The 18581-nt window shown below is 65.4% G+C and carries 14 protein-coding genes; 7 read left to right on the top strand and 7 right to left on the bottom strand.

Features of this window, described 5'->3' with window-relative positions; all coding sequences use genetic code 11:
* Positions 1 to 81: 81 nt before the first annotated feature.
* Positions 82 to 1308: a Gfo/Idh/MocA family protein gene (locus NDI79_RS13320; protein WP_310929002.1), complete on the top strand. Its 1227-nt coding sequence runs from the start codon at positions 82 to 84 to the stop codon at positions 1306 to 1308.
* Between the two features lie 15 nt (positions 1309 to 1323).
* On the opposite strand, the gene NDI79_RS13325 is transcribed toward NDI79_RS13320, so the two are convergent.
* Positions 1324 to 1947: a hypothetical protein gene (locus NDI79_RS13325; protein WP_310929003.1), complete on the bottom strand. Its 624-nt coding sequence runs from the start codon at positions 1945 to 1947 to the stop codon at positions 1324 to 1326.
* A gap of 295 nt (positions 1948 to 2242) precedes the next feature.
* The gene (locus NDI79_RS13330) at positions 2243 to 2467 is read right to left on the bottom strand and encodes a hypothetical protein (protein WP_310929004.1); all 225 of its coding nucleotides are present in this window, start codon (positions 2465 to 2467) and stop codon (positions 2243 to 2245) included.
* Between NDI79_RS13330 and NDI79_RS13335 the strand changes: the two genes are divergently transcribed.
* Positions 2460 to 3293 (top strand): glycoside hydrolase family protein, encoded by an 834-nt coding sequence (locus NDI79_RS13335; protein WP_310929005.1) that lies wholly within the window; start codon positions 2460 to 2462, stop codon positions 3291 to 3293. The genes NDI79_RS13330 and NDI79_RS13335 overlap by 8 nt on opposite strands.
* A 75-nt stretch (positions 3294 to 3368) precedes the next feature.
* Here NDI79_RS13335 and NDI79_RS13340 read toward each other — a convergent pair whose 3' ends face one another.
* Positions 3369 to 4616 carry an RNA-guided endonuclease InsQ/TnpB family protein gene (locus NDI79_RS13340; RefSeq protein WP_310929300.1) on the bottom strand — a complete coding sequence of 416 codons (1248 nt, stop codon included), beginning with the start codon at positions 4614 to 4616 and terminating at the stop codon, positions 3369 to 3371.
* 452 nt (positions 4617 to 5068) lie between these two features.
* Here NDI79_RS13340 and NDI79_RS13345 point away from each other — a divergent pair, with 452 nt between their 5' ends.
* Positions 5069 to 5719: a DedA family protein gene (locus tag NDI79_RS13345; RefSeq protein ID WP_310929006.1), complete on the top strand. Its 651-nt coding sequence runs from the start codon at positions 5069 to 5071 to the stop codon at positions 5717 to 5719.
* Between the two features lie 153 nt (positions 5720 to 5872).
* Here NDI79_RS13345 and NDI79_RS13350 read toward each other — a convergent pair whose 3' ends face one another.
* Both NDI79_RS13350 and NDI79_RS13355 read right to left on the bottom strand, forming a co-directional pair.
* The gene (locus NDI79_RS13350; RefSeq protein WP_310929007.1) at positions 5873 to 6163 is read right to left on the bottom strand and encodes a HalOD1 output domain-containing protein; all 291 of its coding nucleotides are present in this window, start codon (positions 6161 to 6163) and stop codon (positions 5873 to 5875) included.
* A 156-nt stretch (positions 6164 to 6319) separates the two neighbouring features.
* Positions 6320 to 9151: a bacterio-opsin activator domain-containing protein gene (locus NDI79_RS13355; protein WP_310929009.1), complete on the bottom strand. Its 2832-nt coding sequence runs from the start codon at positions 9149 to 9151 to the stop codon at positions 6320 to 6322.
* A gap of 188 nt (positions 9152 to 9339) precedes the next feature.
* Here NDI79_RS13355 and NDI79_RS13360 point away from each other — a divergent pair, with 188 nt between their 5' ends.
* Together NDI79_RS13360 and NDI79_RS13365 are read left to right on the top strand one after the other, a co-directional pair.
* The gene (locus NDI79_RS13360) at positions 9340 to 10317 is read left to right on the top strand and encodes a hypothetical protein (RefSeq protein WP_310929010.1); all 978 of its coding nucleotides are present in this window, start codon (positions 9340 to 9342) and stop codon (positions 10315 to 10317) included.
* A 94-nt stretch (positions 10318 to 10411) separates the two neighbouring features.
* Positions 10412 to 11596, top strand: coding sequence for a beta propeller repeat protein (locus NDI79_RS13365; RefSeq protein WP_310929011.1), 1185 nt, complete (start codon positions 10412 to 10414; stop codon positions 11594 to 11596).
* Positions 11597 to 11659: 63 nt separating this feature from the next.
* Here NDI79_RS13365 and NDI79_RS13370 read toward each other — a convergent pair whose 3' ends face one another.
* Complete coding sequence (locus tag NDI79_RS13370; RefSeq protein WP_310929012.1) at positions 11660 to 12478, bottom strand: AAC(3) family N-acetyltransferase; 819 nt, start codon at positions 12476 to 12478, stop codon at positions 11660 to 11662.
* Positions 12479 to 12672: 194 nt separating this feature from the next.
* Here NDI79_RS13370 and NDI79_RS13375 point away from each other — a divergent pair, with 194 nt between their 5' ends.
* Complete coding sequence (locus NDI79_RS13375; RefSeq protein ID WP_310929013.1) at positions 12673 to 13764, top strand: glycosyltransferase family 4 protein; 1092 nt, start codon at positions 12673 to 12675, stop codon at positions 13762 to 13764.
* 397 nt (positions 13765 to 14161) lie between these two features.
* On the opposite strand, the gene NDI79_RS13380 is transcribed toward NDI79_RS13375, so the two are convergent.
* The gene (locus tag NDI79_RS13380) at positions 14162 to 16687 is read right to left on the bottom strand and encodes a DUF7827 domain-containing protein (RefSeq protein WP_310929015.1); all 2526 of its coding nucleotides are present in this window, start codon (positions 16685 to 16687) and stop codon (positions 14162 to 14164) included.
* Positions 16688 to 16986: 299 nt separating this feature from the next.
* Here NDI79_RS13380 and NDI79_RS13385 point away from each other — a divergent pair, with 299 nt between their 5' ends.
* Positions 16987 to 18576, top strand: coding sequence for a COG1361 S-layer family protein (locus NDI79_RS13385; protein ID WP_310929016.1), 1590 nt, complete (start codon positions 16987 to 16989; stop codon positions 18574 to 18576).
* Positions 18577 to 18581: the final 5 nt, after the last annotated feature.

Below are 18581 nucleotides of genomic sequence, written 5' to 3' on the forward strand. Positions count from 1 at the left end.
GACGCTCGTTTTCCGATTCGTCGACCGACCGCGACGGTTATGCCGCGTATACTCAACGGGCCGAGCGCCGTACCGACCGGCATGACGTTCAGAATCGGATTCGTCGGGACCGGCGACCCCGACGGCGACGGTTTCGCCATGGCGTACCGCCACGCCGCGGGCTACGAGCGACTGGACGACTGCGAACTCGTCGCCTGCGCCGACGTCGTCCCGGAGAACGCCGAGGCGTTCGCCGACGCGCACGACATCGACGCGGCGCACACCTACGAGGACTACGAAGAGATGCTCGCGGAGGCCGAACCCGACGTGGTGAGCGTCTGCGTCCCGCCCGCCCTCCACGCGGACATCGTCGTCGGCGTGGCCCAGAGCGGCGTCGTGGAGGCGATTCACTGCGAGAAACCGATGGCCGACACGTGGGAGGACGCACAGCGGATGGTCGAGGAGTGCGAGGCGGAGGGCGTCGCCCTGACGGTCAACCACCAACAGCGCTTCGGGAAACCCTACCGCAAGGCGAAGGACCTGCTCGACACCGGGAAGGTGGGCGACCTGCGCCGAATCGAGTTCCGCGAGGAACACCTGTACGACACCGGCACGCACGCGTTCGACCTCGCGAACTTCTACAACGACATGGAACCCGTCGACTGGGTGCTCGCGCAGATAGACTACACGGACGAGAACGTGCTGTTCGGCGCCCACAACGAGAACCAGGCGCTCGCGCAGTGGCGCTACGAGAACGGCGTCTACGGCCTCGCCTCCACCGGTCGCGGCGAGGCGTTCGCGGGCGACGCCCTGTTCCGACTGCTCGGGACCGAGGGCGAGATAGAGGTGCGCGCGGACGGCACGCTCGCGTACCGTCGCGACGGGAAATCCTGGAAGACGGTCGACACCGGTATCGACGGCCGGTACCGCCCGCAACCCGGCAGAGTCCGCGCCGGCACCCGACTCGTCGCCGGGCGCGTCTCCTCGCGCCTCGCGGAGCGACTCGGCTCTACCACGTACACAGAGCGCGCCATCGCGGAACTGATCGGAGCGCTCCGCGACGGCGAGGAGTCCGAACTGAACGGGCGGAACGCGCTGGCGGCCGACGAACTCATCTTCGCGTCGTGGGAGTCCTCGCGCCGCCGCGGCCGGGTGGACCTCCCGCTCGAAGCCGAGGACAACGCCTTGGAGTCGATGGTCGAAGAGGAGAGCGTCGGTCCCGACGCGACGGAACGCAGTTACGGCGACGAGGCGGAGGAGAGCGGGACCGGTGGTCGCGGACGACTCGGGTCCCTCCGCGCGCGCTTCGTCGGGTCCCTCGGGCGGTAAGCGGGCGCCCCGGCTTCACGACCGGTCGTCCGTCGCCGCGAGTCCCTCGGTCACCCACGCCGGCCGGTCCGGGACGCTCTCCACCCGGCGCAGACGGAACGTCTCGGTCACCGCGACCGTCTCGCCGTCCGCTTCGCCCTCGTAGCGGAGCGTGTACGACCGGACGACCCCCTCGGGCGTCACCGCCGCCGACAGCGACACGTCGCGGGCGTTCTCGACCGACGAGAACGACGTCTGCGAGTTCGCTCCGCCCGTTCCGAGGAGGTGGACGAGGGGTCGTCCGTCCGTCGTCGTCCCCGTGGTCACCGTCTCCACCCCGGCGAACAGCGACACGAGGCGCGAGCCGAGGAACCCTCGGCCGAAGACGCCGTCGCCCGCCCGGTAGAACGGGCCGTCCTCGTCCGGCGGTTCCCGCACGACGCTCGTCGTCTCGTTCGACCAGAGGTCGAACCGCCCCCGCGCGTCGAGCACCTCCGTGTTCCCCTCGATGCGCTGTTCTTGGTAGTACGCCCGCCGGTCGGCGTCGTACCACGCCGTCTTCGACCACTCCGTCCGCGTCCCGTTCGCGTAGTCGACGACGATGAAGCGCTCGTAGCCGTGGGAGAACGCCGACGTCGCCGTTCGGTGGGCGTTCGCCAATCTGAGCGGGTCGACGACGCCGCCGTCCGCGACTCCGGGCGGGTACGAAATCGGCTCGGGCGTCGACGACGCCTCGGTCGTCGCGGGCGGACTCGGTCCCGGTCATTCTTCGACTCCGCCGAGCAGTCCGGCGCATCCGGCCGTGAGACTCACGACGACGAGGGCGACGAACAGGCGCGCCGGTGACACACCTCGGTGTTCGGTTCGGTCGGGATAACGTCTCGGGTGGCGGAGAGAGCCGATTCGACTCGTTCGTCCGCCCGGCCGACGAAGGCGGCTCGAGAACCGGCCGGCCTCAGTCCACCGCGCCATTCATCAGGTCGGCGGTCAGGTCGGCGACTTCGCGGCGGACGCGTCGGGCCCGGGTGCGGTCGGGTTCGGCGTCGCGGTCGGTGACTGACTCGACGTAGTCGAGGACCGCCCCGGCGTTCCGCGAGTGGAATATCTCCCCCTCGTCGATGAGGGCGCGGTCGACGGAGATGCAGGTGTTCGGGAAGAAGGAGACGGCGGGCGTGTCCATCCGAGCGGCCTCGCGGGCCATCGTGCCCGACCCCGTGAGGACGCAGCGCGCGTTCCTCGAACACCACGAACTGACCGGAGCGACGTGGTCGCTCGACGTGGCCGCGGACGCGGCCGCCTACATCCGCGAGGGCATCAACGTCGTCGACGTCGACGGGTTCGAGGCGTACGCGTACACGCCGTACGACGAGTTCGTCGTCATCAACGCGAACGCCCTCGCAGCCGCGTTCTTCCTCCGTCTGTCGAAGCGCACGGACGACGAGGGGCTGACCGACCGCGCCGAGGAACTGTTCGAGTTCGTCCTCCACGCGCAGGACGACGGCGGCGCGTGGTACTACTCGATGCCCGCCTCCGAGTCGCACCTCAGCCACGACAACTTCCACACGGGGTTCGTCTTAGAGAGCCTCCGCGAGTACGTCGAGACCTATCCGTCGGACGAGCGCGTTCGGGAGGCGTACGAGGACGGACTCGACTTCTTCGTCCGCGAACTGTTCGAGGACGACGGCGCGCCGAAGTTCGAGTCCGACCGGTCGTATCCGTACGACGCCCACGCCTCCGCGCAGGCGATTATCACCCTCGTCCGCTCGGACGACGACGACGCGCAGGACGTCGCCGACGACGTGTACGAGTGGACGATGGAGCACCTGTACGACGAGGACGGCTACTTCTACCGCCGAATCGGTCGATTCTTCGACGACGAGACGCCGTACATCCGCTGGAGTCAGGGCTGGATGACGCTCGCACTGGCGACGCTGGCGCGCGAGGCGGCCAGCGACGTCGAATCCGGCGCCGAGTCCGGCCGACTGGGAGTCGGCGAGACCGAGTAAACTACCCCACCCTACTCCCTCGGCGCTACGCGCCTCGGTCCTTGAGGGTGGGGCTTTGATGTGGACTCCCGGCAGTCAGTCGCCAACAACAGGCCGGTGACTCCCGCCGTTCAACGTCCCACCATTTATACGCAGGTCTACTTCTGCGTCTCCGCTCCCCGACGTGGGCGAGGAACGGAGTCTGTGGATTCGATTTCGAGCGTACCGTAGCCCGATGTTTTTCGCGCCGTTGTAGTCCGCGTTCACCTCGTATCCGCACTTCTGGCAACAGAACTGTTCCCCGTGGCGGTTGTCCTCATGCGTGAACCCACAGTCCGTCCGAGAACAGCGTTGGGACGTGTGGTTCGGCTCAACCTGCTCCACGGAGACGCCGTGTTCCGGTGCTTTGTAGGAGACGTACTCAAACAGGCGTCGGAACGCCCAGACGTGGTGCCACTTCGCGTGCGGAAGCCGCTCACGAATGTCGGTCAAATCCTCGAACACGATAGCGTCGCAGTCGTGTTCCACGGCCTCCGTGACGAGTTCGTTGGCGACCGTGTGGATATACTGTTTCCGCCATGCGTCTTCACGCTTCCCGAGGCGAAGCAGGGCGTTGTGCGCGGCCTGGGTGCCGCGCTGTTGCATCTCACCACGTCGCTTCTCGAACTCACGGCACCAGTGGTCGTAGTCGTCTCCCTGCCAGAACGTGCCGGTCGAGGAGACGGCGAGGCTGTTGACGCCGAGGTCGATACCGAGGACCGTTTGGTCGGGGTGCCCGGTATCTGCCGAAACCTCTGCGTTACCGTCTCTCCGCCGAGTCGATATTTGGATGTAGAACTCTTCGTTCACTGCGTCGTATCGAACCGTACTCTCTCGGAACTCATACTCATCGGAGAGGACGTACTGCTCGTAGGGTGTCGGACTATCTGCCGGGAGAACGAACGACGGTTCGACGCGGCCCTCAACAGTTGCCAGCGACACCTTGTTTCGGTAGAAGGTCGCGCTCCGCGCGTCGTAGTCCATCGTTTTGGCGGTGAACGTCGGACAAGAGATACGTTGTCCCTTCTTCCATCGTTCGATAACGCCTTTGACGGCTTCGACAGCGCGTTTGATGGCGGCTTGGACGAGCTGTGCCTGTAGGTCCGTCTCCTCTCGAAGTTCGGAGTAGAGCGCGTCACGAACCTCTCGCTTGTTGGTCTTGCACTCGGTGTAGGATGTGTCGGACCAACAGTAGTCGGCGGTTCGGTTCGCGCAGTACAGGTATTGCTCGGCGGTTCGGTGGAGTGCGTCGCGCTGGTCGTCGGAAACGGCGAGTTTCACGACTGCAGTTCGACGCACCTCCATATCTTCAGAGAGTACCCGACGGTACTTGAACGTATGGGAGTCGGTCGGTCGGAGTATGCCGGTTGTATCGTACCGTTTCGGTTTCCTCTCCGGCCTACTCGCTCCCTCCGATACGCTTCGGTCGCTCCTTGAGGCCGGAGGCTCCACCTCGAAAACGCTGAATCCGCCCGGTCCTCTCGTCTCTTTCCCTCCCACCGCACATTTTTGTACCGAGCGGCGGCCCCGGTTCCGCCACCGAGACTGACCTGGAGAGCCGCGAGCTTCTTCGAGCGGTACGATGGAATTCGGACTTCTCCGACGCGTTCGGGGAGGAAAACTCCGGACAGAGTGGTGTCGCCTTCGATGCCGTCGTCGGCGACCCGCCGTGGGAGGGGACGGCCGGCCACGCGACGGCGAGAAGATTGATTGCGCGGACCCGAGTAGGTGGCAGTCGAGAACCCACTTCGACTCCGATGAGCATCACGCAGACCCTCCTCGAACTCCTCGTTCGGTACGGCTACATCGGCATCTTCGTCTTCACGTTCCTCGAGACGTCGATGCTGTTCCCGTTTCTTCCCAGCGAGGTGGTCGTCCCGGCGATAGCCGCCGTCGCCGTCGCGTCGACGCAGGGCGCCGTCGTGTTCGCCCTCGCCGGCGCGGCCGGTGGGACGCTGGGCGGACTGTTCGCCTACCGGGCGTTCGGAACGAAGGGGGCGTCGGCCGCGGAGGCGTACGGCGGGCGCATCAACGTCTCGCAGACGGAGATAGACCGCGGTCAGCGGCTGTTCAACCGCTGGGGGAAACACTCCGTCCTCTGGGGGCGGTTCCTCCCGTTCGTCCGCTCGGTCGTCTCCGTCCCCGCCGGCTTCGCGGGGATGAACGTCGTCCGCTTTACCGTCTACACCGCGGTTGGGACGTTCCTGTTCAACCTCGCGGTGGCCGCCCTCCTGCTGTACGGGAAACGGCAGTTCGACCGGCTCGGGTTCCGCCACCTCGCCGCCGAACTGCTCCGCATCGGGGGCGCGTACGCCGCGTCGAACCCCCTCGTCGCGGTTCTCGCCGCCGCGGCCGCCGTCGCCGCCGTCGGGTTCGGCGTCCACCGGATGGTCTCGGCCGAAGCGTGACGGCCGTGCGGTCGCGCGGTCGGGAACCGACGCCGCCGCTCGCGGCGTCGACGTTCCGAGAAAAGAGTCCGCGGGACCCGGTCCCCCCGAACCGGGTCCGTCCGGGTCGAGTCGGTAGGCGGTGACTCGACCGAGGTCCGCTCGTCTGTCCGCTCAGTCGGCGGCGACGTTGGGCGACGGGACGGGCGTGACGTCGACGTTCCACGCCTGGTCGACGACGACTTCGCACCCGGCGAGCGTGAACGTCACGTGTCCTTCAACCAGCGCCGTCTGGTTCGGCATCCCGACGAACAGGTCCTTCACGGCGTCGAGGTCGACCACGTCGTACAGTCGCTCGTCGAGGTCCAGCGGTTCGACGCCCTTCTCCTCGGCCACCGCGCTGACGATCTTCCAGTCGAGTTCCTCGTCCACCGTCGCACCGTCGTTCCCCTCCATCTGATTCATACTACTGCCACTGTGCTATCGGGATAAGTCGGTTGTAACTACGATGTTAGTGGACTGAGTCCCCGGGTACTATACTGTTAGCCATTACTCGTTCGGAGGACATCTCAGACGGTCGCCGTCGAACGTCCAGAACGTGGTACGAGGGTGGAGAGCGCCTCAGCGGCGGGTTCGGCGCTCGTCCGCCAGCAGATTGTCGAGCAGTTTGCGCTCGGCGACGCGGAGGTGCCGCGCGAACGTGGGTTGTGCGACGCCCAGCGACTCCGCGAGGTCGCTCGCCGTTCGCTCGCGCGGCCAGGCGAAGTACCCCGAGAAGTAGGCGGTGCGCAGCGCCTCGAACTGCCGGTCGGTCAGCGCCTCTCTGAGACCCGCGCGGAAGGACTGTTGGGTCTCTATCGACCGCTCGCGCGTCCGCTTGGCGCTCAGTTCGGTGCCGGGGTACTGCTCCTGTAGGAGTTCGACGAACTCGCGCACGTCCGACCCGGGGGCGAGTTCGACGACGACGTCGAGGGCGTCGGGCGTCGAGGTGAGCGTGCGGACGACGGCGCCGAGGTCGGCGAGTCGGGACGGGAGCGCCTCGGCGGCCAACTGCACCTCGACCAGCGTCTCCGAGTCCCGTTCGACGACCTTCCGAACCCGCTCGACCACTGTCAGCGACGACAGCGACTCGATGTCGGTGTCGGACCCCTGCACCGTCAGGTACAGCAGCGACGACCCCGAGGGCTGGGGCACCGTCCCCTCCAACCGGATCTGACCGCCGAAGGCCTGTGAGATGCGGAGCAGCGGGGCGTTGGGGCTGGTGATGCGGATATCGAGTTCGATGAGCGATTCGGTGTGCAGCGACTCCTTCGCCTCCGCGCCGTTGATGGCGTTGGCCGTCGTGACACCGAGTTCCTCGAACATGAGCCTCGTCCGTTCGTCGAACGCGTTCGGTTCGGTCGCGTAGACGGTCAGGGCGCCGTAGCTGAACTCGCCGTACGTCAGCGGGAAACTGGCGACGGAGACGAACCCCCTGTCCAGGGCGTCGCGTCGCCACTGGTACTCCTGAATCCGCTGACCCGCGTTGTCGACGACGGTCGTCTCGCTGTTCCGGATGGCCTGCACGCTCGGTTCGACCTCGAACGCCTCGGGGTCGTCCGTCAGGCAGTCGAGATACCCTCGTTCGGCGCCCGCCCACGCGCGCGGAACGACGGACTCGGAGACGCGGTCGTACGTGCCGACCCACGCGAAGGCGATGGACGGTCCGTCCACCAACTGCTCGCACACCGCCTTCTCGATGGCCTCGCGGGAGTCCGCCTCGACGAGAACGCGGTTCACCTCGCGCAGGAGTTCGTTGAAACGGTTGAGGCTGGTCAGTTCCTCGTTCCGCCGGGAGAGTTCGCCCCTGCGACGTTCGAGTTCGACCGACCGGGCCACGCGGTCGAGCGCCGCCTCGGCGTTCGCGGCCAAGAGGTGCGTCAGAGTCGACTGCCCGCGCGGGGCGTCCTCCGCCGCGGACACGGTCGCCAGCACGCCGTGCTCGCCGAGCGGAATCACGACGCTCTCGCCGCTCGACGCCTCCGGCGCGTCCGCGGGCGCGAGTTCGTCCCACTCTTCGAGCGTCGTCTCGACGGTCCCCAGCGTTATCGACTCGTGCTCCGCGAAACACGTCCACAGCGCGCCGTCGCCCGGCCCGATGCGCGCGGGCGTTCCCTCGCCCTCCCACGCCACCGGTTGGAGCGCGCCCGCCTCCTCGTCGTAGAGGTAGACGACGACCGACTCCAGTTCGAGAATATCCGTCGCCGTGTCCAACACCGTCTCGCCGACGTCGGGTTTCGTCTGCGACTCGAACAGTTCGTGTGCCGACCGGTTCAGCGACGTCAGCGTCTCTTCGTACCGTTTTCTGTCCGTGATGTCGCGGATGACCCCGACCATCCCGTGGGAGCCGTCGGCGAAGGAGAGCGCGGAGAAGCGCGTCTCCACGGGGAGGGAGCTCCCGTCCGCCGTCTCCAACTCGACGTCGAGGCGACCGTCCGACCGCTCGCCCATCAGTATCTCCTGGATGAGGGCGCTCGCCTCCACGATGACCGACTCGTCCGCGAGCATCGTCGAGTGCGACCCGACCAGTTCCTCGCGGTCGTACCCCGTCATCTGCGTGACGGCGTCGTTGACCTCCGTGATGAGGAAGTTCTCGTCGAGGATGTAGATACCGTCGTCGATGGTCTCCAGTATTCGTTCGTAGCGGTCCAGCGACTCCCGCGTCTCCGTCTCCTCGGTGATGTCCCGGACCCGAACCACCACCCCGTCGCGCAGCGGAACGACTCGGCCCGACAGGCGCCGTCCGTCGGGAAGCGCCTCTTCGAACGGCGTCGCCTCCCCGGACAGCACTGTCTCCCAACACGACGCTCTGACCGCGCGCACGGCTGGGTAGTCGGCCCACAGATGCGCGTCGGCGTCCGCGGGCGAGCGGTCGGAGCCTGCCTCGCCGTCTGAGAGTTCGTCGGCGTCGGAACCGTCCGCCGCGCGTTCGCCCACGAGTTCGGCGAACGCGTCGGTCGCCGCCCCGACCCGCCAGCGTCGGTCGAGGACGCACGCCGCGTCGCCGAACGCGGCCGCGGCGTCGACCAGCGTCGCCGCCGGCGTCTCGTCCTCGGCGTCGAGTTCGTCGGCTCCCGAGAGCCACGCGACCTGCGCGGGGAGCGTCTCGGAAGGAGCGAGGACGTCCGTCGCGCCGGCGCGGTAGGCGGTCCTTACCGACTCGTCGTCGGGGTTCGAGAGGACGACCACGAGAGGGGCGGCGCCGAGCTCGGCCGGCACGGCGTCGACGGTCGTACAGACGAGACAGTCCGCGTCCGCGGTCGCGCCCGCACGCGCGTCGTCCCCTTCGGGTACGGGTAGAAGCGAGATGCGTTCGTCGTCGCGGAGGAGACTGCGGACGTCCGAGGTGCGGTCGCCGTCGCCGAGGAGACGGACTCGCACCGCGGACTGGGTCGCAGTCGACTCGGCGGTCATGGGACGCAGGTAGCGCGCCGCCGACAATAAGTGGTCGTGTCACGTCGAACGGAAAATTCACGAATGAGAGAATATACTGGCCGAATGCGGCAAGAAGTGCAGATATAATGTTCATATTATACTGAATTTCTCAGGAATGGTAGCTTTAAGGAGGAAGATTAATATGTTATCGGCGTATTAATCGGAGTATGTCGGGGAGAGCAGCATACCAGCACTCGGATGGGGTCCTGGGGGGGACTCAAGTTGACTGTATCGAAGCCGTTAAGCAAACCGAACTACCGCCGCGGGTCCGCGAACTCTCGGACGAGTACGACCGGGTCGTGGGGGACAGAGACGTGTTCCTCTGGCAGTGGATCCACCGCCTGTTCGACGCGTTCACGCTCCCGTGCGTCCCGTCGGACGTGATGGAGGAAGTCAAGACGACGAAGACGATGCTCACGATGTACATTACCGTCCTCGACGACTTGGCCGACCACTTCGGCGACCAAGAGACGTTCGAGCAGGCGCGCCGCCTGCCGTACGCGCCCGAGTCGATCCGCTACGACGCGCCCGGCGTCGACACGGATATTCTGGAGTTCGCCGAGACGCTCTGGAACGAGGTTAATAGCAGATTAACGGACGCTCCGTGCTACGACGAGCACCTCGACGTGTTCCAGTTCGACCTTCGCCAGGCGCTCAACGCGATGGAGTACGCGCGCGTCCTCAACGACAACCGCGAGATAGCTAACTTGGAAGAGTCCCAGCACTACGGCCCGTTCAACATGGTGATGTTCCCGTACGCGGGCATCGACATCATGTGGACGCCCTCGTTCGACCGCACGGAGTTAGGGGAACTCCGCGAACTGCTCCTCGAACTGCAGGGGATGGCCCGCATCGGTAACTGGGTGACCACGTGGGAACGCGAACTGCACGAGGACGACTACACGGCCGGCGTCGTCGTCGACGCCCTCGACAAGGGCATCATCACGACCGACGACGAACCCGACCGGGCCATCGCGGCGATCCGGGAGGACGGCGTGGCCGAACGGTTCGAAGACGAGTGGTACGAGCGCTACGAGGCCGTCTCCGAACGCGAGTTCGACATCGAGAGCTTCGAGGTGGACCGTCTGATTCGGGGGATGAAGACGGTGATGGAGTTCCACGTTTCGAGCTACGGCCAGAAGTAACGCGGACGCGCGACGCGGCCTTTTCTCACGTCACCCGAACGACGCCGACGACCCGACCGAGCAGTTATATCTCCGCCGTCGCATCTCCGAATAGATGCATCTGGGGGACGCCCGCGACGGAACGCTGTACTGCACGTCGGGTCTGGAGTCCGTCGTGGTGAATCCCGCGGACCGAACGGAAGTGCGGAGTCGGTTTCCGAGTCCACCCGGCGCGTCCGACCGAGTCCCGTTCGAGACGCTGCACTCGTCGCTCGGAAAGTCGCTTCTCGCGCCGGTCACGGGGCGCTACCAGTCGTCGAACCTCTGGGCGCTCTCGGCGGAGTCGCTTCTCGCCAACGTCGGCCCGCGCGTCTATCGCTCCGGAGACGGCGGTCGCTCGTGGACGCACGTCCTCGACCTTCCCCCGTCGTCGCCGCCGAAGGGGCTCTTACCCAGTTCCGTCTGCCGGCACGACGGCGCCGTCTACCTCTCCGAGTACGCCCTCAGCGACGAACCGGGTCGCATTCGCGTCAGCGACGACGACGGCCGCTCCTGGTCGGTGCTTCTCGAACGCGACGACGTGCGGCACTTCCACGGCGTCTACACTGACCCATACGGCGAGACGCTCTGGGCGAACACGGGGGACAGAGACGACGAGAGCTCTATCGGCGTCGTCGTCGACGGCCGGTACGAACCCCTCGGGTCCGGAAGCCAGGCGTGGCGCGGCGTCCAACTCGGGTTCACGCCCGAGGCCGTGTTCTGGGGCAAGGACGCCTCGTTCGCCGCGGAGAAACCCATCTACAAGCTCCCCCGCGAACGCCTCTCGGAGCCGAACCCCGTTCCGGACGTCGTCGGAACCACAGAGGGCGTTCTCTTCTACGTCGAGACGGTCGAACACGGGGGCGAGCACTACGTCGTCGGGTCGGCGAGTTCGCAGACGGGTATCGACAGCACGGCCCCACCCGACCGTCGACAGAATACCTGTTCGCGCGAGGTACGCGTTCTTGTCGCCTCCAGTGCGGACGACTACGGGTCTTGGCACGAACTCTGCTCCTTCGAGCGCCGACGCACTCTCGGCGACGTGCTCCCGCGGGTGCCGACGACGGACGCGCACGCCTTCGTCCGCGTCGACCCGGAACTCGGTCTCCTGATCAACCCGTGCAACACGAGCACGCGCGACGGACGGGTGCTCCGGATGCCGTTGTCGCGCGTCGCAGAAACCGTCGAGTCCGGACCGACGCACGCGCCGTCCCGACCGTTTTCGTCCGTTCGGGACGCTGCGAAGCGTTTCGTCCGCTGAATCTCGCGCTCGCCGTACTCCCTGATTTCGGCGTTTAGGATGGCATTAACGCGAGAAAATGGCTCAGAGGGTGACGAGGTAGTAGGGGTCCTCGCGGAGTTCGGCGCCGAGAACCGCTTCTACTTTGTCGAGCCGAGAGATGTAGACGTTGAGTCCGTTCAAGTCGTAAGCGTCCAACGCGTCTGCGCGCCGGAGACGACGCATTATCTTCGGTTTGTTCCACGAGTACAGCGGCGACGTCAGCGTCTCGTAGGTCTGCTCGGTCCGTTCGTACTCCGTGGGCGTCCGGTAGACGACGCCCTCGTGGGTCCGCGTCTCCACGTACGGCACGTCGTACTTCGCTTCGAGGTAGTGGAGGTGCGAGCAGGTGAACCAGGGCGTCCCGACGTTCACCAGGAGCGTTCCCTCGCTCGCCAACCGGGCGAAACAGCCCGCTTCGTGGTACGTGTCGCGGTGGACGCAGTCGTCGAACCGGTAGGGTCCCTTCACCAGGAACGACTTTATCGCGTCGTCCGTTCGGTAGTCGGCGTCCTCGTGAAACTGCCGGACGAACGCGCCGTGCTTCGGTCGCGAGAACCGCTTGTGGTACACCCCCGAGACGGTGAAGTAGTCGGTGAATCCGGGGGCCACGACGCTCTCGAATCGCTCCTCCAGTCGACCGAGGAGGAAGCGGTAGGGGTCGGTGTCGAACGCGTCCCTCACGTCGCCGAGGCCGGCGTGAACGAACACCTCGTTGTGCCCGGCGGCGTGTTCGTCTAGGAGTTCGTCGAACGCCGCCTCGGACGCCCGCGCGGCGCTCCGTCGAAGGCGAATCTGCTTCAGCGTCTGATGTTTCACCAAGTTGCCGACGCGACGCGCCTGCGTCAGTGCGTTCGCGCACATCGCTACGTCGCCTCGCTCTCCCTAACGTCCGCTCCGTTCGAACTCCCGTCGCCTGTTCGGCTCACGCACACGCAGACGGTGCGCGCATCCGTATACGTTCCTCCATCGCTCGCCGCGCGTTTCGATGCTGCGAGCGCTCGCCCGTCGATTATCCGTAGAGTTACTTTGCAGGCGGTACGGTTATCCCGTACACGATGGACGATATCGACCTGCTGGTCGTTGGGCCGACGGGCGGGAAGGACGGGGGTATCGGTCGGTACATCTCCGAGCAACTGCGCCACCTCGACGGCCGGGTTTCCGCCCGACTGTTCAACTCGAAGACGCCGTCGGCCGACGGACCGCTCAGCCTCGCCCGCGGCGCCCTCCACGCCGCCGCCGACTGGGTTCGGTTCGGCCGCGAGTCCCCGCCGGACGTCGTCCACGTTCACACCTCTCATTACCTCTCCTTCTATCTGTCTTCGGCGTACGTTCTCGTCGCCGCGCGCCGCTGGGACGTGCCGGTCGTCCTGCACGTCCACGGCTCCTCGTTCGACGAGTTCGTCGCGGAGGCGTCCGGTCCCGTCGCCGCCTTCCAGTCGATGGTCTTCGACGCCTGCGACGCCGTCGTCGTCCTCTCGGAGTACTGGCGCGAGACGCTGTCCGCGCGCGTCGCCGACTCGAAACTGGTCGTCCTGCCGAACGCGGTGGTCCCGGACGAGTACGATCCCGACGCCGCCGCGGACCCACAGCACGTCGTCTTCGTTTCGAGCCACGTCGAGCGGAAGGGCGTCGTCGAGTTCACGGAAGCGGTCGCGGCGCTGTACGACCGCGGGTTCGACTTCCGCACCACGGTCGCCGGCTCCGGTCCGCTCTCGTCTCACGCCGAGGCGCTCGCGGCCGCGTACGACGACGCCGAGTACGTCGGTTACGTGAGCGAGGCCGAAAAACGGAATCTGCTGAGCGACGCCTCGGTGTACGTCCTTCCGACCTACGCCGAAGGCCTTCCGATCGCTATTCTGGAGGCGATGGCCGGAGGCAACGCCGTCGTTTCGACGGACGTCGGTAGCATCGCTTCGGTCGTCGACGGATCCAACGGCGCGCTCGTCGACCCGGGCGACGTTGACGACCTCGTCTCGGCGTTAGAGGGTATCCTTCGGAACCCGGAGACGACGGCCCGGATGGGCGCAGAGAGCCGTCGTCGCGTCGAAGCCGACTACACGTGGAGCGGCGTCGCCGACGAACTCGTCTCGCTGTACGCCCGACTGCTCGGCCGGCCGGTCGAACGACCGGACGCCGCCCAGCGCTGACCGCGGGACGGTATCTTCTCAGTCCACGCCTCACCTGGGCGGAGCAATCTGCTCGGTCCTGACCTCGCAGAGAGAGAGAAACGACTGTGACTGTGATGACAACCAACTGCCGACAGACGATTTGTCATCCGCACCCGAGCTATCGCATTCTCGACTATCTTCTCTCGCACTTCGCTACTGTTCGATTCTGAACTCCGCCGAGCGACTGCGAGAGGACGTGCGTCTCGTTCGCTGTGTCGATGGAGATCTACGTACACCGGCTTCGATAGTAGGCCGGAAACACACTCGGAGCGACTACGGTCGTCACCGAGGGTCGCTGTCGCTCTCGGGTCGGAGCATCGCGAAAAAGTGAAAGAGAGTCGAGAGCCGGCGGTGAGCCGGTAGTTAGCTTCGGTCGTTAGTCGCGGCGGACTGCCAGCAGAGCCGCGGCCAGCAGTGCCGTCACGGCGACGACAACACCGAAGCCGGGCGTGCTACCGTCGGTGGAACCGGTCGTGGTTTCGCCACCGTCAGTGGGCGATTCGCCGCCCTCGGTGGGCGTCTCGTCGGTGCCGGTGGGCATCTCGGTCTCGGTGTCGGTCATCCCGTCATCCGTACCGGGGGTTTCCGACATCGTACCGTCCATCGTGCCCGTACCCGTCATGTTCGAGCCTTCGACGATGATGCCGTCCTCGCTGGCGAGTTCGTCGCCACCGCTGCGGACGATCATGTCGAATTCCGTACCGACTTCGACGTCCGAGGTGTCGAACGTCGTCATGACGGTACCGTTACCGTTCGTGTCGACCGTGTTCGAGAGCAGGAACGCGGAGTCCGAGGCCGAACTGCGCAGGCGGACAACGACTTCGGAGCCGCCCGCGAGGTTCGTGTCGAACTGGACCTGTGCGTTCTGCGACTGCGGGACCTCGAACTGGTCGTCGTCGTTCAGGCTGAGGTCCGCGTCAGGCTCCTCGGCCGTGAACGTCGCGGAGACGCTCTCTTCTTCCTCGTCGTCGATGTAGTCGATCGGACTCACGTCCGCGTCCTCGTCGCCGACGGTGAAGACCGCCTCGTACTCCGTGTCGTCGTCGAACTCGTCGACGTTACGCGTGTCGACGACCACGAAGAACTGGTCGTTGTCGCCAGTCTCGTTCTGGTAGATGGCAGTGTTCGTGCCGTCGAGGCCGAGTTGGCTGTCGTCGGCGTTCGCGCCGGCGTCAGCTTCCTCGATGTTGAACTCCATACCCTCGTCGCCGTTCAGCAGCGCGTTGACGTTGTCCTCGTCGATGACGCCGGAGGTACCGCTGGCGTTCACCTGGACAACGAGACGGTCGCCGATGGCGACCACGTTGCTCTGGTTGACGTTCTCGAGGAGTTCCTGCGTGTCGTCGAACTCGCCGGCGTTACCGCTCGCTGCGGTCCACGTGGTGAGGCCGTTCGTGCTGCGCTCGCCGAGGTCGAGCGTCGCGACGTCCTGCTCGTCGACGACTTCGTCGTCCTCGACGTTGTATTCGAGCGACGTGCTCGTACGGAGGTCGTAGTCACCGGTTTCGAGACGGCTGTCGAGGACGCCGTCGACTTCAGCGGGAAGACCGTTGTCTTCCGTCTCGACGTCGCCCGTCACGAGTTCGAGTTCGTCGTCAGAGTCCTCGACGAGCTCGAACGGGTTCGTGCCGCTCTCGTTCGCGGTGTAGGTGTTGAACGTGAAGTTCACCATACCGTCCTCGTCGTCGTCCGTGACCTGGACGACTTCGAGGTAGTTCACGTCGTCACCGCCGACGTAAACGTACGCTTCGTCACGGTCCTCCATTTCGACGGACATCGTGACGACGTCACCGACTTGTTCGGTGTAGACCGAGTCGGCGAAGTTGACGTCAGCGTCGGACTCCGAGACTTCGATGGAAGCCGTGTCGGAGGCCGTCGTGTCGGTCACTTCGACGTCGAACTCGTAGTCACCGGCGTCGATGTCGTCGGTGAAGTCAGCGGGAATCTCGTCCTGCTCGCCCGCGTCGAGGTAGACGCTGTCGTCCTCGTCGTTCGTGCCGACGAAGGCGTCAGAGTCACCGAAGAGCGTTTCGAGTTCGTCAGCGTCGAGACCGTCTGCGCTGACTTCCACGATGTAGTCGCTGCGACCCGATTCGAGTTCGAGGTCCTCGCTGTCACCCTGCGTGACGGAGTCCTCGCTCCAGTTGGCCGTGAGGCTCTGGACTGCGACCTCGAACTCGAGGGTGTTCTCGCCGTTGACACCGCCGTCGCCGACGATGATGTAGTCACCCTCGAGATCGTCGGTGTCGATTTCGACGTAACCGTTCTCGTTCGCGCTAAGCTGCTCAACGAAGCTGCTGCTGCTGATTCCGTCGCTGTCGCGCTCGTCAACTTCGCGGAGCGTGAGGTCGCCAGCCAGGTCGGTGGTGTTAGCCTGGACGGTCTCGCCCTGGAAGATGACGTCGTTGTTGCCAGCTTCGTTGGCCGTGAACTCGAACTCTTCAGTATCCACACTGTCCGTGGTGCTACTCTCGATCGTGAAGGTTGCAGACGTACCGATCGAGCCGACACCGACGTCGGACGTGTCGTGAACGAGCGTCAGCGTAACGTTGCTGGTCTCGTTTGTGTCGCCGTCGTTGGAGACGGTGACCTCGACGACGTCATCGTCGACGGACGAATCGGAGACGGAGAAGTTACTCTCGTCTTCGAACGACGCGCCGACGCCAAGGACGTCAACGTTGGGGAGCTCGCTCGCATCAATCGTGACCGTTTCTTCTTCGCCACTCTGGATGGTGGTGTTATATTCTACCGTCTGAGTAGCCGTGTCCTGACCGACAGGGACGTCGGTGGCGCTGGGTGTCGGCGTCTCTTCGACGGCGCTGACCGTTCCAACGCCTGCGAAGACCGACATGACCACCAGTGCCGCCATCAGCAGGGCACGGAGATTGTTTGTTTCGCTCATGTGTGTTTAGTTGAGTCGACAACACCTGCTTTCGCCCCGAACGCCGGAAGCGCCCGAGGACTACTCGCCTGTGCCGTCATGGGTAGGGGTACGATTTCCTCATCCCGCCGCCGGTAAATACTTTCTGTATTCTAAACGCTTTGAGACTTATTGTCGGCTTATACCGACCGTACGACCCGTGAATACGATAATCGACCGACAGCGGTCGAATCGAGGTATATGTCCCGTTTGTACTCGTTTGCAACACTTTATATGTGAGGCGTCGAAAGGGTGTGTTGTAGGTAATTACAACACGCTCTATGAACCGAAACCAACTCATCGCCATCGCGCTCGTCGGCCTCCTCGTCGCGCCCGGAACGGCGGCCGCGGTGGTGCGGGGGTCCCCCGAACTCTCCGTGTTCACCCCCGACAACTCCGTCTCTCCCGGCGAACAGACCACGCTGAACGTCCAGATCCAGAACACCGGCGACGTCGACGTCGCCGGCGCCAACCCGTCGCTGACCTCGCAAGTGACCACCGCGCGCGGCGTCACCGCCAGCCTCGACGCCGACGGCACGCCCATCGAAATCGACACCGGGCAAACCGCCGTCGGAACCATTCAAGACGGTCAGATTCAGACGGCCGGCTTCGCCATCACCGTCCCCGAGGGCGTCGAAGAGGGCACCTACGAGTTGGAGATGGAGGTCGACTACTCCTACACCTCCCAGATAGCGGAGACGACGCAAGCGTACCAGAACCGCGAGGCCTCCGAGACGTACACGGTGGAAGTGCGCGTCGAGGACCAAGCGCGCTTCCGCGTCGTCGACAGTTCCTCGAACGTCCTCGTGGGTGACGAGGGAACGGTCACGCTCGACGTGCGCAACATCGGCTCCCAACCCGCCCGCGACGCTACCGTCAACCTCCGCTCCTCGACGGCCGACATCCGCTTCGGCGAGTCCGCCTCGGCCTCCCGCTTCGTCGGCAACTGGGACGCCGGCGAGACCAAGACCGTCGAGTTCGACGCCACCGCGACCAACAGCGCCGCCACGAGTAGCTACTCTTTGACCAGCACCGTCCAGTTCGAGGACACCGACGGCGTGCCCGCGCGCTCGAACAACCTCTCCGTCGGCGTCACGCCGCGGGGCGAGCAGTCCTTCTCACTGTCGAACGTCAGCAGCGACCTCCGCGTCGGCGAGGAGGGAACCGTTTCGGGCACCATCACGAATCAGGGACCGCAGGTCGCACAGAACGCGGTCGTCACTGTCCAGACCAACTCCGGAACCCTGTCGAGTCAGGAGTCCGAGTACGCCATCGGCACTCTCCAGCCGAACCAGTCCGCGGAGTTCGAGTTCACGGTCGACGTGAGCGAGAGCGCCGACCCGGGCGCGCGCCAACTCACGCACGCGGTCGAGTTCCAGAACGGCGACGGCGACGACCGCACGAGCAAGTCGCTGAATAGCCGCGTCCAGATCAACGAGAGCCGCGACCGGTTTTCGGTCTCGGTCGACGACACTCTCGAGGTTCCCATCGGTAACAGCGAGGTCGTCGCGGTGAACGTCACGAACAACGGCGAGGAGCCGCTGACGGACGTGAGCGCGAAGGCCTACGTCAACTCCCCGCTCTCGCTGGACGACGACGAGGCGTTCTTGGGTCGACTCGCCCCCGGTGAGACCAAGACCGTGCGCGTGAGCGCGAGCGTCGCGGGGTCGGCCATCAACAAGACGTACCCGATGTCGATGGACTTCCAGTACGAGCGACCGAACGGCGACACCGAGATATCCGAGACGTACAAGGTGCCCGTCTCCGCGGTCGAACCCGAGGACAGCGGCCTCCCGATCACCGGCATCGCGCTCGGCATCGTCGCACTTCTAGTCATCGGCGGCGTCGTCCTCTACCGCAGGCGGCAATAACAGTC

Source organism: Halogeometricum sp. S3BR5-2 (assembly GCF_031624635.1).
In the GTDB taxonomy this organism is placed as follows: domain Archaea; phylum Halobacteriota; class Halobacteria; order Halobacteriales; family Haloferacaceae; genus Halogeometricum; species Halogeometricum luteum.